Source organism: Alteromonas sp. CH_MED4-4, assembly GCF_037029575.1.
GTDB classification, from domain to species: domain Bacteria; phylum Pseudomonadota; class Gammaproteobacteria; order Enterobacterales; family Alteromonadaceae; genus Alteromonas; species Alteromonas macleodii.
The window spans coordinates 135,625-150,879 of the sequence record NZ_JAYMEU010000007.1; the positions used below are offsets into that span (position 1 = coordinate 135,625).

General features: G+C 46.3%; 12 protein-coding genes. 8 read left to right on the forward strand and 4 right to left on the reverse strand.

Features of this window, described 5'->3' with window-relative positions:
* The first annotated feature begins 21 nt into the window (after positions 1–21).
* The 3 genes from WA381_RS07120 to WA381_RS07130 are packed head-to-tail and all read left to right on the forward strand — an operon-like array spanning position 22 to position 3,046.
* Positions 22–1,590, forward strand: coding sequence for a tryptophan halogenase family protein (locus tag WA381_RS07120; RefSeq protein WP_156087199.1), 1,569 nt, complete (start codon positions 22–24; stop codon positions 1,588–1,590).
* Between the two features lie 26 nt (positions 1,591–1,616).
* Complete coding sequence (locus WA381_RS07125; RefSeq protein WP_014951249.1) at positions 1,617–2,360, forward strand: SapC family protein; 744 nt, start codon at positions 1,617–1,619, stop codon at positions 2,358–2,360.
* Positions 2,339–3,046 carry a DUF6445 family protein gene (locus tag WA381_RS07130; RefSeq protein WP_075177216.1) on the forward strand — a complete coding sequence of 236 codons (708 nt, stop codon included), beginning with the start codon at positions 2,339–2,341 and terminating at the stop codon, positions 3,044–3,046. Before WA381_RS07125 ends, WA381_RS07130 begins: the two co-directional genes overlap by 22 nt.
* 104 nt (positions 3,047–3,150) lie before the next feature.
* On the opposite strand, the gene WA381_RS07135 is transcribed toward WA381_RS07130, so the two are convergent.
* From WA381_RS07135 to WA381_RS07145, 3 genes are read right to left on the reverse strand one after another with little or no spacing between them, the layout of a single operon-like run.
* On the reverse strand, positions 3,151–4,590 hold the full coding sequence (locus WA381_RS07135; RefSeq protein ID WP_156087202.1) for a DUF2271 domain-containing protein: 1,440 nt from the start codon (positions 4,588–4,590) through the stop codon (positions 3,151–3,153).
* A complete protein-coding gene (locus WA381_RS07140) occupies positions 4,590–5,489 on the reverse strand; it encodes a calcium-binding protein (RefSeq protein WP_156087204.1) in 900 nt (299 codons plus the stop codon). Before WA381_RS07140 ends, WA381_RS07135 begins: the two co-directional genes overlap by 1 nt.
* 25 nt (positions 5,490–5,514) lie before the next feature.
* Positions 5,515–6,309 (reverse strand): DUF4198 domain-containing protein, encoded by a 795-nt coding sequence (locus WA381_RS07145; RefSeq protein WP_156087206.1) that lies wholly within the window; start codon positions 6,307–6,309, stop codon positions 5,515–5,517.
* 225 nt (positions 6,310–6,534) lie between these two features.
* On the opposite strand from WA381_RS07145, the gene WA381_RS07150 reads away from it, so the two are divergent.
* Positions 6,535–8,862, forward strand: a complete 2,328-nt coding sequence (locus tag WA381_RS07150) for a TonB-dependent hemoglobin/transferrin/lactoferrin family receptor (protein ID WP_156087208.1) — start codon at positions 6,535–6,537, stop codon at positions 8,860–8,862.
* A gap of 164 nt (positions 8,863–9,026) precedes the next feature.
* Positions 9,027–9,209: a DUF6435 family protein gene (locus tag WA381_RS07155; RefSeq protein WP_039229326.1), complete on the forward strand. Its 183-nt coding sequence runs from the start codon at positions 9,027–9,029 to the stop codon at positions 9,207–9,209.
* 35 nt (positions 9,210–9,244) lie between these two features.
* Here WA381_RS07155 and WA381_RS07160 read toward each other — a convergent pair whose 3' ends face one another.
* Positions 9,245–12,409 (reverse strand): TonB-dependent receptor, encoded by a 3,165-nt coding sequence (locus WA381_RS07160; RefSeq protein ID WP_231506587.1) that lies wholly within the window; start codon positions 12,407–12,409, stop codon positions 9,245–9,247.
* Positions 12,410–12,619: 210 nt separating this feature from the next.
* Here WA381_RS07160 and WA381_RS07165 point away from each other — a divergent pair, with 210 nt between their 5' ends.
* From WA381_RS07165 to WA381_RS07175, 3 genes are all read left to right on the forward strand, one after another.
* Entirely contained in the window at positions 12,620–13,210 is a 591-nt protein-coding gene (locus WA381_RS07165; protein WP_014951257.1) for a sigma-70 family RNA polymerase sigma factor, read from the forward strand.
* Positions 13,203–14,309, forward strand: coding sequence for a FecR family protein (locus tag WA381_RS07170; RefSeq protein WP_156087210.1), 1,107 nt, complete (start codon positions 13,203–13,205; stop codon positions 14,307–14,309). Before WA381_RS07165 ends, WA381_RS07170 begins: the two co-directional genes overlap by 8 nt.
* Before the next feature lie 176 nt (positions 14,310–14,485).
* The gene (locus WA381_RS07175; RefSeq protein WP_024017216.1) at positions 14,486–15,232 is read left to right on the forward strand and encodes a hypothetical protein; all 747 of its coding nucleotides are present in this window, start codon (positions 14,486–14,488) and stop codon (positions 15,230–15,232) included.
* Positions 15,233–15,255: the final 23 nt, after the last annotated feature.

Sequence of the window (15,255 nt, forward strand, 5' to 3'; positions counted from 1 at the left end):
GTTTTTATTCAGGAAATCAGTATGACAACAGCAACTCCCATAACGCACATTGTAGTAGTTGGTGGCGGTAGCGCAGGGTGGCTAACGGCTGGTCGTATTGCAGCGCAACATAAATGCGCTACCCGCAAAAACATTAAAGTAACCTTAATAGAAAGCCCCAATGTGCCTATTATTGGCGTGGGAGAAGGCACTTGGCCAACCATGCGCTCAACACTAATTGCATTGGGTATAAGCGAAACCACTTTCATCAAAGAATGCGACGCCACATTCAAGCAAGGAGCAAAGTTTGCTAAGTGGACCACTGGTGAAGAGCACGATTTTTACTACCACCCTCTCATGCTGCCCCAAGGGTTTTCGCAAACAAATTTAGGTCCTTACTGGCAGACTGTAGCACCAGAATTAAACGAGTCTTTTTCCCATGCAGTATGTGTTCAGGAAGCGATATGCGAAGCAGGTTGTGCACCTAAAAGCATACGCCACGCAGAGTTTGCAGGCACCGCTAACTATGCTTATCACCTAGATGCAGGAAAATTTACCGCCTTTTTAACCAAATACTGCACTGAAAAACTAGGTGTACACCATGTGCTGGCCGACGTTAACCGCGTCGAAAGCAGCAATAACGGCGATATCAAAGCCCTTCATACCGAGCAAGGGGTAACAGTAGAAGGCGACCTCTTTGTTGACTGTACCGGCTTCAAATCTATGCTGCTCGGCGAACACTACAAGGTGCCGTTTATTCCCTGTGACGATGTACTTTTTATCGACCGAGCATTAGCAGTACACGTGCCTTATGACACCCCGCAAAGTCCTATTGCATCCCACACTATCTCCACCGCACAAGACGCCGGTTGGATTTGGGATATCGGTTTGCAGTCACGCCGAGGTGTAGGCCACGTCTATTCCAGTAGGCATCAGAGTAAAGATGACGCCTATGCTCGCTTAGACACATACGTTCGCCAAACCAGCACGTTAAACGGCATAGATGGGATAAAAGTAAAAGACATTACTATTCAAAGCGGACACAGGCAGCGCTTTTGGCAAAATAACTGCGTGGCTGTTGGGCTAGCGGCGGGCTTTCTAGAGCCGTTAGAAGCCTCAGCGCTTGTACTGGTGGAGCTGTCTGCCTCAATGATCGCCGAACAGTTGCCAGCAAATCGAGCCGTAATGGATATTGTGGCGAAGCGCTTTAATGACACCTTTTCTTACCGTTGGCAGCGAATTATCGACTTCTTAAAGCTGCATTACATGTTGAGTAAGCGAGAAGACAGCGCATTTTGGCGGGACAATCGCGATAGTCATACTATTCCGGATTCATTAAAAGAATTACTCGCACTGTGGCAATACCACCCACCTAGTGACAAAGACTTTACCAGCAACAACGAGGTATTCCCCGCGGCAAGCTATCAGTATGTCCTGTACGGTATGGGGTTTACCTCAGATTTAGGCGCACATCAGCAATGGGTGAACGCCGACTTTGCTAAGCAACAGTTGATGCAGAACAGAAAAGCTCGCGGCATGGCGGTGGAGAAACTGCCTAAACATCGCGAACTTATTAATAAAATTCACCAATTCGGCCTGCAGGCCGTTTAACGTAAATCAATAAGCAGGGCCTACGTATGACTCACATGGTTGCCATTAATAATAAACAACATGCAGATTTGAAAGTAACCGACGATGCACTGTCACTCAGTGCCAATCAGCACCTTGTTCCTGTGGTGGTCTCTGAGCTAAACAAGCTAGTGGTGCATTATCCCGTGGTGATCACCAAGTTTGACGACTCAGGACAATTTGGCTTATCTGCCTTATTAGGTTTTGAAGAAAAAGAAAACCTATTTTGGCAACAAGGTGAATGGGATGCGGTTTATATTCCGGCACAGTTTGAACGCCTGCCTTTTTATGTAGGAACGGAAGCGCAAAGCGCTGACAGCAGCAACCGGGTGCTGTGCATTGATATGGATAACGCTTCAGTAAGCGAAGAAAAAGGCACACCGCTTTTTGATAACACGGGAGAGCCCAGTAACTACCTGTTAGAAAAGCAGCAGATCCTTGCTCAGCTTCTTGACGGTGAAACGCAAAATCAACGTTTTATTGCCGCGCTGCAACAGCACAACCTTATCACACCATTCACCCTAGATATTACCTTTGAAAACGAAAGCAAAACGTCTATAACAGGGTTATATACCATTGATGAAGATAAGCTAGCGGCGCTTAGTGCTGACGCGATTGCTGATTTGCATGCACAACACATGCTGCAAAGCATTTACACGCTCATAGCGTCAAACGCACAAATCTATGCCCTTATCGACAAAAAGAACAAGGCGAATAAAAACGCAGACGCATGGTTTCAAACTACGAATTGATTAAGGTTGGTGAGCAAGCCACACCGATTGTTGTTATCGATGGTTTCATACCAGACCCGCTGAGTTTGGTAGAAACAATTGCTCAACACCACCCATTTACAAAACAAGATGGCGACTTTTATCCTGGGGTGAGAAGTCACCCGCCTCAGGAGTATGTCAAACACCTACATACCTCGCTTCCGTTGTTGTTTAGCCAACTTGCTTCGCATAATGGGCTACAAGATTTTGGCGTGGAAAAGCCGCTTCAAATACCCCTAGTGCAACTTTCCATAGCCAATCAAGCGCCGAAAAGTTTATCGCCCATTCAATGTATTCCGCACATCGATACGCAAAAGGATAATGAATGGGCATTGGTGCACTATCTGTTTAGCGCGCCTTTGGGCGGTACTGCATTCTATCGACATATTGAAACGGGGTTAGAGCGGGTTAATGCAGCGCAATACGAAGGCTATTTTAAAACCTTAAAACGTCAAGCCACCAGCGTAGGGTTACCACCTAAAGCGTACATAAACGGTGATACCGCCATGTTCACCCAAATCGCCCGTATTGAGCCTATGTTTAATCGCGCCGTGTTGTATCCAGCCAACTTGCTGCACAGCGGCTGTTTACCTAACGATATTTCGGATTATGCTGATGTGAAAGAAGGCAGGCTAACCGCAAACGCCAGTATCACGTTTAAAGGGTAAAACGCTCAGCCCTAATAATGAGGGCTATGAAAACTTCAGATAGCGATTTGCGATAGCTGCCTTTGGTAGTGCTCGTTACGTTACTGCAATTTTAAGATTGACGACTAATTCATTAGTGAAAGTGTAATAGACGCGATTTCATCCGTGCCCGTTACGGTTATTGGTGAAGTCAGGCTATCAAAGGTAAATGGAATTTTCTCATAGCTTCGACCACCGTGTTCTCTCGCCACTTCAATGTGAAGTATTAGCGACGACGAGTTTGCGCTTTGTCCAAAATCGTCCAATCCATCCCACTCTATGTGCAAGGGCGCGTTTTTCTTTGTAGCCCCGGCAAACCCATCGACTAGACCTTCATTTTTCCGACCCACTCTTCGCCACCATGTGCGCAGCTCGCCTAGCCATCTTTCGCTGGTGCCGCGAAGCGCCAAGCTTTTTACTAGCCGGTTCTTTTCGTCGCTTATCCACACGCTTACGTAAGGACCGCGATAATCTGCAATGTCAAATAGCGGTAAGGTGATATCAATTGAGATGGCGTGGCCATTTTTTTCAGCCTTGTTTTTACCCGACGTGCGAGCTGTATAGGTGTTGCTGGTAAATACCCTGCCATTTTCATCAATTAACTTCAGCGCTAGTGATGGGTTCGCGTTAACTAACTCCATGGCTTGCTGCGCTGTTTTGGTTGCCGAAAAGTGTGCTAACAACATCGCTTCAAATGCGTTATCCGCCACTGATATGGCTTGAAACTTGGCGCTAGGCCAACCGTCACTGTGGCTTAACACGCCTTTTTCTAAAGACACCAGCTTCGAAGTGGAAAGTACTGGGCGCTGCCACGGTCTGATGTATGCGATGGTGCTGTGAATACTAACAGCGTCTGTTGTGCGGCCAGTTTGGGTAACAGCTTCTTGAGCCACAGTTCCCTGCCAACTAAAACCTTGGTTCGAGGCGTGGGTTTCTAGCCCTTGCGCGCTAATGTGGTAAGAGCGAATATTAAGTGATGTCAGGTAGTTAGCAATGCGTTCTACGGCAAGGGACGCTGCGAACTCAGACAAATCCCACTGGATAGGTGACGCAAACGCCATGCTGTTATCGTCGTTAAAATTGACCTCAGCAATGCGCGCCACACGAGCACGACGTCTCACTTCGCGACGTGAAAGGTCATGCTTACCCTGAATATATTCTTCCCAATAGTTGTACAGCTCACCGTTACGGCAGCTTATGTTTCCTTCAGTTCGGCTAAACCAAGCTTCACACCGCTTAATGGCACTGTACAGCCATGCCGGAAGTGTACCTTCGAAACGTCGATTAATTTCGCTAAGCGCACTCGTTGTGTTTGATTTGTCTAACGTTTGATAGGTGTCTTTAATCAGTAGATCAATATTCTTTTGCTCAATGGCGCTAAGAGTCTGCTCTTCGTACAGGGTTATTTCTGTGTTAAGAGTGTGGGTGGTTGCTTCTGGTGATGGTGCGGGAAACACATACAACTCGGCCTTAACGGCATAGCTGGCGGTGAACACCGCCAGATATAAGAGGAAACGCCCAACCATTATTCGCTGACTTGTGCAGTGTTGGTGTCACTTTGCTCCTGCTGACGTGGCGCAGGCGCTGGATCAGCTAACGTTAAGTAGCCATCACCATTAGTGTCGTAGCGATGAAAAGCATTAAACCCAGACACCATGTACTCTGAAAATGTCATTTTGCCGTTCTCGTCTGTATCTAGAACTTCAAAGCGAACGTAAGTTTGCTTAATTTGTCCTTCATGGGTTTTCTCAATCTGTGCATCCAGTCTGTCTTCAAACTCAAGTACATATTCTTGCTCTGTGAGTTTGTCGTCACTGTTTTCGTCTGTGCGCTGGAACTGCGCTTTGCGAACGGCGTGAAACTCCTCCTTTGTTACCTTTTCGTCACCGTTCTGGTCGTATAAGGTAACAAAGCCTTCAATATTGTGACTGGTCGGCATGCGCAACATAGGGCGCTGTACTAGCTCAGGTTTGTCATCTTTTTCCTGTGACGTCGAGCGACGGGGCGCTGGTTCAGGGTCGCCCAGTGCAACTACACCATCATTATCACTGTCCATACGCGAGAAACTTCGCTCACCCACCGCATTGACTTCATCAATAGTAATGAACTCGTCATCGTTGCTGTCAACAGCATGGAAACGTATGTGAGTTTGTTTTACCGATGCTTTTCTGTCTTCAGCTAACCGTTTTTCTACTTTGCCTTCCCACTCATAAACATATTCACTTTCATCAAGTACACCGTCTTTGTTGGTATCAGACGCATTGAAGCGAGCACGTCTGGCATCAACGAACTCTTCTAATGGAAGTGACTCGTCTTTGTTTAAGTCATAGGTCAATATAATGCCGCTGGCGCTATGTGGTGCAGCTACTGCCGAAGCGCTAATACAAAGCGCAGATACAACGGCTAAACTTACTGTTTTAAACATAATTATCTCCTTGTACCCTTGTTAATTAGTAGGCTTCGAACGAAAGTGTGGTGGTGTAACTATAGGTAGGCACGTCTACACCCTCAGGCGCATCGGTACGCAGTCTTACTTGCATCAAATAGACATCTTGTGCTGAAGGAGTGAATGATGCTTGCCCTTTAGCATTTGTCGTTATTTTTTCTACATCAGATTCTTCGGCGAACTGATCTTTTCCTTGGTACACCGAGACTTCATGATCGGTAACAGGCTTACCGTTAAACAGAACTTTGAAATTAAAACTCTCGTTGGCAAACAAACTGTTAGGGTGATTAACTGCCACGATCTCTAAGCCGTCATTTCTTGGCGCTAACGCCTGTTCACTTGGCCCTTTCTTCGTTACGTACGTCGTTGCAGACGTAACTGATTGAAAGTGCTCTTTTAGTATCGCACCTTCAGGTAGAGGCTTTTCATTACCTCGCATAGAGCCACGCTCACCGTCCTTTTCATACACGCGAAAAATTGCCCCCATGCGTTTTCCGGTTGAAAACTGGTAAGTCCCTTCTTCCTCTAAAGTGTGCTCAAGAACATTACGGGTAGAAAGATCGACAACCTTCTCCACACTCACTAGCTTGCCGCTAGGGGTTACCACTTCAAACGATGCATTCGTAATTGCCGCTTCTGGTACAAAAAATTGTTCTGCAAAAGATGCATCCAGCGTGACTTTACCGCCTCTAACCGGTTCAAACTGAAGCGGTTTTAGGTAAGCCACGTGGGCTAGAGCAGCGCTACTGAAGCAGCTTGCAATAAGCAAGGGTAAACTGATGAGCGTGTGTTTTTTCATGGTTTTTTATTTTCTAGTTGTGTAAAAGTGAAATCATACTATTGCAAATGATAATTGTTATCAATAGTATTACGATCGATTTTTGACGCACGAAGTGTCAAGAAATCGCTTTGACAGGCGCGATTTAAGAAAAATAAAAATGATATCAACCGACGCAAACAGGAGGCTTAGCGTTGATACGAAATACTAATTATTTGCACTTTTATTAAAAATTGGAAAAGAACAATGAAATTTAAACGCTCAACGGTAGCTATTTCGCTTGGCTGTGCGCTAACACTTCCTGCCCTAGCTCAACAATCAGAATTGGCAGTTACAAAGGCCAAAAGTGAAGAAACCCTGACAACGACTGTCGAAAGCGTGCTGGATGCACAAACTCTGTCAAAGCGCTCAATTACAAATATTGAAGATACCGCTCGCTATATCCCAGGGGTACAAACTAATGATACGGGTAACCGTTTCGGTAACGATGGCTTCAACATTCGCGGCTTGGAAGGAGACGCTGTAGCAGTAACTGTAGATGGCGTCGGTCAAGGCGAAACGCTAAACCCAAGCTCATTTGCCGCTTATGGAATGTATGGATCGAGCCGCGGAGAAATTGAATTGGAACACGTAAAAGCCGTCAACATCACTAAAGGCCCAAGCGCTGTCGCGCAAGGACCAGGCTCCCTTGCTGGCTCAGTTACCTACGTGACCAATGAAGCGAGCGACTTTTTACCTGCCACAGGTGATGCCACAGGCGTTAGATTGAAAACCGGTTTTGATGCACGCTCTGACGAATGGCTAGTACACGGCACCGTCGCTAACAGAACGGGTAACTTCGACTCGCTATTACAATACACAATGCGCGACAGTAGTGAAACAGAAGCCCACAGCCATGGTGAGAATATCTCTGGCTCAGCACGTGGTCAGGCTGACCCGATGGATAATCAAGTCGATGCAGTTTTACTTAAACTTGCTTATAACTTTTCCGAGCACCAGCAACTAGGCTTTGTTTACGAAAAAACGGACAGAGAAACGAACGGCGTACCTCTTTCTCGCCAAAGTGACTCTTATTTCGACTTCACCTCAGCGGATGAAAATAACCGCGAGCGAATTGGGCTTTTCTTTAACAACGAAAACCTGGGCCTAGCGTTTGCTGACAGCATAGATGTGACATTGAACTATCAAGAGCTGTTTTCATCGGGTGTAACCAGCTTTCTTTACGGCAGTGCAGACGGCGACGCTATATTGCGTACCGAAGACCGCAATTTCAGCCAGGACTCATTGAGTTTCAATGTTGATTTGGCCAAATCAATCACCGGAGAATTTAACCATGAGATTATTTATGGTTTTAGTTTTCAACAGGTGGACGCTGAAGCGGTGATGTTTGACCGCAGGTTCGCTGGACAAACCGCGGACTCGCCTATATTAGACGGCTACCCTATTCGCGACCAAAGCTTCGTTCCAGAAACCGAAAAAACGTTAATTACAGCCTACCTAGCTGACACGGTTGAACTTAGCGAGCAATTAAGCGTAAACCTTGGACTTCGCTACGATTCTACGGAATATACGCCTACTGTAGACAGCACATTTTCAGACCCCACAGGGTTAAGTATCACAGACAGCGAGTTTAGTGCGGTGGTAGGAGAGATTGGTGCTACCTACGAATTCGTAAAAGGCCACTCTATAAATGCCCGAATTGCTCAGGGCTACCAAGCGCCTACGCTCCAAAGCTTGTATTTTGGTACAAACTCAGGCGATGAAGTCAGCGATATCATAACTGGTAACACGTTTATTGACCTTGATCGTATTGCCAACAGTGAACTCGATGCTCAGGAATCGACTAACTTTGAACTCACCTATATTGGTGATTTCGAGAACGGAAATGTCAGCGTGTCGGTGTTTAGAACTGAATACACTAACATGATTCAAGACGAGACTTATTCAACGCCTTATGGCACTGAAGTAACTACCGTGCAGTGCGGTCGCTTCGGTTGTGAAACCGTAGTCAATACTGATGATGTATTCACGCAGCCACAAAATACGGGCGAACTGACTGTTGACGGTTTTGAAGTTACTGCTAATTACAATTTTACAGATAACATTGCGGGTCGTTTTGCTTATACGGCATTGGAGGGTACCTACGACACCGCGTCTGCTTTTAACAATGCGGGGGACGACTTAGAAACCGTATCGCCAGATACCGCAACAGTTGGACTAGGCTACGTATCTGATGAAGGTGATTGGGGCGCAGAACTTGTCGCAATTTTGAGTAAAGGGGTAGAAGAAAGTACTCAACTTAGCTACACCTCGTTGAACAACGGTGCAGGTCCATCGCATACGCCTGCAGGCTATGCTGTTTTCGACCTGCTCGCCTACTACGACATTACTGAAAACCTGCGCTTTACCACGGCGATCTACAACCTTACAGACAAAGAGTATTACCGCTGGGAAGTACTTAATAGCGTAAGAGACGGTACTGGTGGTTTCTTTGGCGGTGTGAGCGGTAATGGATACCAGCGCTACTCAGAGCCAGGCAGAAGTATTAGTGCCTACGTCACTTACCAGTTCTAATGTAACCAAAGTGCAGGCCATACTTAGCTCAACTTAGCCAAGTGGCCTGCTATTCACTCAAGTATTCTCCCATGAATGTTTATGAAAGTTTGTTCACGAAAATGGGTGATCGAAAGTTCCTGTTCAAACGTTTTCTCGCTATCTCTCTTTTTAGGACTTTCACTATGTTTGGACTTTTTAAAAGCAATCCAACCAAAAAGATGCGGAAGCAGTATGACGCCCTTCTTGAAAAAGCCATGCACGCGCAAAGAAACGGTGACATAAAGACTTATTCATTGCTTACCGCCCAATCAGAAAAACTGTGGAAAGAAATAGAAACACTGGAGAAGAATACACAAGGAACATAAATGCTAGGCGCTTGCACATTGCGTGTGACCGAATACTAATACGTGATGTTTACACCTAAGGCGTAGCGCGCCCCCGCGTCTTGCACAAGCAAGAGATGATTGCTGAATCGGCCGCGCTTATGCACGGTTTCGTTAGTAATATTGATACCTTCAAAAAATACAGAAACCCTCGGGCTAAATTGGTATGAAAGGCTCATATCCCACTGCTTGTAGGGGCTAACAAAGGTAGGCTCGGTGCTTTGGGTTTGGTTCAGTGATTGCAAGAACCCTTCTCGCTGGTTCCAGGCCACCCGCCATTGCAGCGCATTTTTTTCATAAAAAAGCACCATGTTTTTTGCACCCGACAACCCTGTAAGTGCGAAGGTTGAACGGATATTGGCGGTGTCTAATTCAGCGTTGCTGTCTACAAAGCTCGCATTGGCCTGAATTCCCCACCCTGACTCGCCAAACAAATGCTGTACTGCTACCTCTACCCCTTCAACCGTTGCAGACTCACCGTTGCTAGGAGATATTACGGAAAACTGCGCTAATGCATCAGCATCATCAACCGCGTTTGGATCTGTGCCGGTGCTAGGGTCAGTCACGTTATTAAAGGTTTGTGTACTGCTTTCATTAACAATGAAATTATCTACCGTTTTTCTAAAGTAACCTGCCGATATATAGCTATTTTCCTGGTAGTAATGCTCAATGGCCAAATCAATGTTTTTTGCCTCAAAGGGCAATAGCTGTGCGTTTCCGATACGCGCCCGCAGGTCGCCACCTTGTCGCGTGGTGGTGTAAGTTACACCTGGTGCCATCTGTTCTAAGGTTGGGCGGGTGATACTGTGATTATAAGCCGCGCGAAATACCCAACTATCTAACCAGCTGGCTTTAACGCTCACGCTGGGTAAAAGATTGGTGTAGCTTGACGATTTATCAATATTTACCGAGGCGCCAAACTCTTGCCCCAGTTCGGTTTGGTCTAAAATAACTAACGCCGATAACTGCTCATCGACACCGCTTACCTTTACGTCAGTGTACTCAGCACGTAGCCCTGCATGCACATCGATAAACCAAGGCGCGTAGTCCTTCTCAATAGCGGTTTGAATATACCCCGCATACACTGTTTCTTTAACAGCGAAAGAGCTTCCCCGTGTTTCAGCGGCTAGACTGACATCCCCAGCGTTTTCTAAGTAACGGAATAATGTATCACCGTCGTGACGCAGCCACTGATGAGGTATGTTCTCATGCCCACTAATTGAGCCTAGAAAATCGTCGCCTGCGTCAAATATGGTTTGGAAGCTATCGGGAATATCTGGTGCATCAAAATAGCCGCAAAAACTGCAGTGTCTTGCGTCTGCTTCGTTGTCTCTTCTTTCGTTGGCTTTTTCGCGCTGAGTTAATGCTCCACCAACGTCAATTTTGCTAAACCAGTTTTCATCCCCAAGCACACTTACATTGATTTTTGCTTGCCCTATATCGTCATCAATACTCCACCCTCTGCGCAACATCACGTGGGAACGGCCGTTGGCTGGATCTAAGTAATGGGACACGCCAACCGGCTCCCCCAAGGCATTTACCTGACGGGGATTGGCTTGTTCAAAGCCTGATATTGCGGGCAATATATTCGACTGACGATGATCGAATGAAGAGCGATTTAGATAACCGATAAGCGAGAGAGAATTCCCCTCTCCATTGTTGTCATCGACATTAGCCATTGAGTAAGACAGATCAGCATCAACAATTACGCTATCGCTTGCGATGTAGTTCGCTGTAAAACCGAAGCTTCTCAAGGTCGATGAACGGTTAAATGTGCGCGCGTGAAAGTCGGTGGCATGCCCGCTATTTTGTGAAAAAGCCACCGCCGTGCCGTTTTCATCCACCGTAACATCTTCAAGGTTACTCGATGTAAACCAATGTCCCATTGAGGTTGCCGAGGTTTCAACATCGAATGTTGACCCCAGATAATCAGCCGTAAGCTCGAGCTTGTTATTAGGTCGATATTGTAAAACGAGCGCAGACCCCGTTCGTGTTCTATCGTCAAAGCGCACTCTTTGATCGTAATTCCTGGGCACATATAGCGTAGAAACGTCATCAGATAGCTCACTTTCAGGTACGTTAGTATTTACCAACCAACCATCAATTTGGGCTTCTTCTAGTCGCGCTTGACGCTTGTGTTGAGTAAAAGAGGCTAGAATGCCAAACGAGTTGTTCAAATAAGTGTTGCTGAACATAGCAGAGGTAGAAGGCGCATATTGTTGCGAGTTAGTATCGTACTGCATTTTGATGCTGCCAGCCGCCCGCATTCCCTTGAAAGAAAGAGGTTTAGCGGTGTGAACATCGATCGTAGCGCCGATGCCACCTGACTGCATAGTCGCCTGGCTTTGTTTGTGCACGGTAACACTGCTGACAATCTCAGAGGCCAGTGTATCAAAGCTGAATTCGCGCCCGAGCTTATCGGTTGCCATAGGCCTGCCGTTTAATAACACCCGATTAAATTCCGGCCCAAACCCCCTCACTGTAACAAGTTGACCTTCACCTTCTGCGCGGTCGATAGATACGCCAGAGACACGCTGCAGCGCTTCTGCGAGGTTTTGATCGGGAAACTTGCCCATATCCACCGACTGAATAGTATCAATGATGACGTTCGCGTTGCGTTTGATCCCCACCGATTGAGCAACACGCGCTCGTAATCCCCTTACTTCAATGTATTCAATGTCGTAACTACCTTGCTCGTCAGGTACGGTTACCAAGCTATCGTCTTGTGCGGTAATGGCGTTAAAAAGACGACCAAGCAAGTGATTGTTTTCATCACTATCGCTAGCAGGCACTATTTTTATTCGGTTGTTATCGACAATATCAGCACTCAGGCCTGTACCAGCCAAAAGCTTTTCTATTGCTACTTGTGGCGTATAGTTACCACTTACTTCATTTGCAAAAATATGCCTGACTTTGTTGAAGGGGAAGACCACAGTCAGCTCGGCTTGATTGGCAAACGCGATGATTGCCTCGTCTGCACTTTGTGCAGGAATAGCGAAATTTATTGCGGAGAGCGGCGATGTATTCTGTGTAATCACTTCTGCTTGTTGGTGGGGCAGCACTGACTGTGCAATAACAGTGTGACTTGCGCCGAACGACATCATGCACAGTGCAACCGTTAAAGCTTTAGGCTTAAAAGGCAGCATGATTATTGTGTCGAATGGTTCATTTGCCACAGGCATATTCGGTTTTACGCTATTGTTATTATTGATTATTAGAGTGTGTGATGCGTATGCGTCACCCTACACGTTATTGTTGGTGTTGTTTTAAACTAGCGTCGCATTATATACAACCCATTAACAAATTTAATTTTTGAGCGATAATGTTGAAAATACTGGGGGAAAATAGCGTGGCTGTCGTCTTAGTAAGTAACAACGATAAAAAATAACAATATGCCCATAGAAACAGCCATACATAATGCCTATATGTCGGCGCGCGGCTCGATGGCCAAAATGCTATCGCGCCTTGTGCCGCCTAAAGAAGTGGATGACATACTGCAGGATACGTATGTTCGCTTGTGTCAGGCGAAATCTACCGAGCATATTAAAGAGCCCAAGTCGTTTTTGTTTAAAACCGCAAAAAACTTGGCCTACGATCACTTGAAGCGTGCAGAAACACGCATGGTAGACGACAGCATAGAGGTTGCGGCAGCACTGGAAAGCGCAATTAGCGGTGTTGAAGATGAAACATTTCACAACAACGCCACCCAGCAAGAGTTTAAGTTATTTTGTGACGCAGTGCGCGCCCTTCCCAAGCAATGCAGGCGCGCATTTGTATTGAAGAAAGTGTATGGATACTCTCTTAAAGAGATTGCCCAAGAATTAGAGATAAGCGAAAAAACCGTGGAAAAGCATATTGCTGAAGGAATAAAAAGATGCACTTTGTTTATGCGACGACAAACGACGTCGCATACACGGCCGAATGCTTATCAAAGTGGTGGGCAACACAGTACGGCGGATGTAAAGAGAGACGCCCATGAATAGTTCAACAAACGAAACAAAAAACGCTAAGTCAGGTACCAATAGCAACGTTGTACAGTTTAATAGCGATGAGCGTGTGCTTGATGCCGCTAGCGAATGGCTAGTGAAACTCGACGAAGGGCTTGATGCCGAAGAAATGCAAGCGCTAAAAACATGGCTCGCAACGCCTTTGCATCGAGACACCTTCCTCGAAATGGTAGCCTTGTGGGACAAGATGTCGGTGCTTAGCGAACTGGCTGAGATCGTACCTCATACACCTGAGCCTAGCGTCAAACACAAAGCAAACAACACCGTGACTTGGAAGCGCCCGCTGGCCATTGCTGCCTCGTTTTTAATGGTCGGGCTGTTAAGTTATCAGGGGCTAAATTTATTCTCGCCGTCTAACCAAACCGAACCTGTTGCACAAATGGCAAGCTACTCGTTACAAGCTTCGACCAAACCGGGCGAGCACAAAAGCATTAGCTTAGAGGACGGCAGTACACTATGGCTTAATACCAACTCTCAAGTGAACATCGCTTTTACTGAAACCTCACGGATTATTCAACTTGTCAAAGGTGAGCTTCATATCGAAGTGGCGAAAGACAAATCCCGCCCGCTCAATGTACTTGCAGCAGGTAAAGCCATACAGGCGGTTGGTACTGCTTTTAATGTGCAATATCACCGCGGCGACCTTGAACTGGTAGTTACCGAAGGCGTGGTAGAAGTCGCCAGTTATACACTTAACAAAGCGAATGGCGAAAGCATTATTGATCCAATTATTAAACCGCAGGCTCAGCCATTGACGTTAGTTCAAGGTGAAAAATCACTTTTATCTTTGCCTAACAGCACCGTTGAGACCGTGTCAGATGAAGATATCGCGAATGATTTAAGCTGGCGTGAGGGCAAGATTGTATTTCGCGGCGAGCCATTAATTGACGTGATTGAAGAAGTAAGCCGATATACGGATAAAACGGTCGTTTTAGGTGATGCCGCGCTTGCTAACATGCAAGTAGCAGGGCTATTCAACACCAATGATGTAGACGCGCTTATTGCCGCCCTTGCCGACAATTTACAGATATCTACAGACTACTCTAGCGACACTATTGTCCTTCGCCCCCGTTAACAGTGGGTTTGGCTCATAAGTTCTTACTTAGCATTATTGAGCTACAAACTAAACACAAAGCGCGTTCTAAAGCTTAACTCGCGCTTTTACCCACTCCCCCTTACAATGACGCCTTATACCAGTCGGCATGCATTGGTATGATAGATAAATGCATCAAACAATAAGGCGTCTTTGATATGCAAATAGGCAGTACTTTAACGGCAATTAAGCAGCTCACTTCCAGGCTACTATTTCTGGCCACCTGCGCGGTGCTATCTAATACAGCTTTCGCCATTGAAGCTGGCCAATATTACTATTTCATTTCTGACAAGTGCGTGGCTAAAGGCCCTCAAACGCCCGAAGAGCGAGGCGCCGTAACCCCAGATGTTATGCTATTTGAAGTGGTACCTGCGGGGATCAGCGACTACTACGTAAACATGAATACGAGCGCACTGATTCACTATACAGAGGAAGGGCAAGCGCACCTTTCTTCAATGGAAGCAGAGCAGGCCTATACTGCTGGTAAAGCACCGTCGAAAGACAGCCTTAGAAAAGATGGCAATGCCATCCAGCACGACTTCATGCTGCAGCGCGAAGCAATAGATTTAAAAACCCTGATAAACACGTTAAATGGTTTTTCCCAGCTGCAGTCTGATAAAGGCTACTTTTTTAAGAAAATCGTAGGCCTTTCTAACCCCGATGCTAAATTTAAAGCCATTACCCGGGTTCGCTTAAGCGATATGGGTTACGACAATCGCATGATGCTAACAAGCTACTCCAGCGACTACTTTATGCTGGATGAACAAGGTAAGGCCTCTAACACAGCTTTTATTACGGTAGATCACGGCGCAGCGCTACGCAATTCACTGCACGACACCAACAGCCCGTACGCCATATTTACCAAAAATTCAGTATGCGGTGAAAAGTGGGAGCCGGGCAATTAACAAGGTAATTAGCTAGGACATAC

Excerpts from the sequence above, each read along its gene's own strand:
- WA381_RS07170 (WP_156087210.1), top strand. The coding sequence starts at position 13,203 with ATGAATAGTTCAACAAACGAAACAAAAAACGCTAAGTCAGGTACCAAT.
- WA381_RS07150 (WP_156087208.1), top strand. The coding sequence starts at position 6,535 with ATGAAATTTAAACGCTCAACGGTAGCTATTTCGCTTGGCTGTGCGCTA.
- WA381_RS07160 (WP_231506587.1), bottom strand. The coding sequence starts at position 12,409 with ATGCCTGTGGCAAATGAACCATTCGACACAATAATCATGCTGCCTTTT.
- WA381_RS07130 (WP_075177216.1), top strand. The coding sequence starts at position 2,339 with ATGGTTTCAAACTACGAATTGATTAAGGTTGGTGAGCAAGCCACACCG.
- WA381_RS07125 (WP_014951249.1), top strand. The coding sequence starts at position 1,617 with ATGACTCACATGGTTGCCATTAATAATAAACAACATGCAGATTTGAAA.
- WA381_RS07135 (WP_156087202.1), bottom strand. The coding sequence starts at position 4,590 with ATGGTTGGGCGTTTCCTCTTATATCTGGCGGTGTTCACCGCCAGCTAT.
- WA381_RS07145 (WP_156087206.1), bottom strand. The coding sequence starts at position 6,309 with ATGAAAAAACACACGCTCATCAGTTTACCCTTGCTTATTGCAAGCTGC.
- WA381_RS07175 (WP_024017216.1), top strand. The coding sequence starts at position 14,486 with ATGCAAATAGGCAGTACTTTAACGGCAATTAAGCAGCTCACTTCCAGG.
- WA381_RS07155 (WP_039229326.1), top strand. The coding sequence starts at position 9,027 with ATGTTTGGACTTTTTAAAAGCAATCCAACCAAAAAGATGCGGAAGCAG.
- WA381_RS07140 (WP_156087204.1), bottom strand. The coding sequence starts at position 5,489 with ATGTTTAAAACAGTAAGTTTAGCCGTTGTATCTGCGCTTTGTATTAGC.
- WA381_RS07120 (WP_156087199.1), top strand. The coding sequence starts at position 22 with ATGACAACAGCAACTCCCATAACGCACATTGTAGTAGTTGGTGGCGGT.
- WA381_RS07165 (WP_014951257.1), top strand. The coding sequence starts at position 12,620 with ATGCCCATAGAAACAGCCATACATAATGCCTATATGTCGGCGCGCGGC.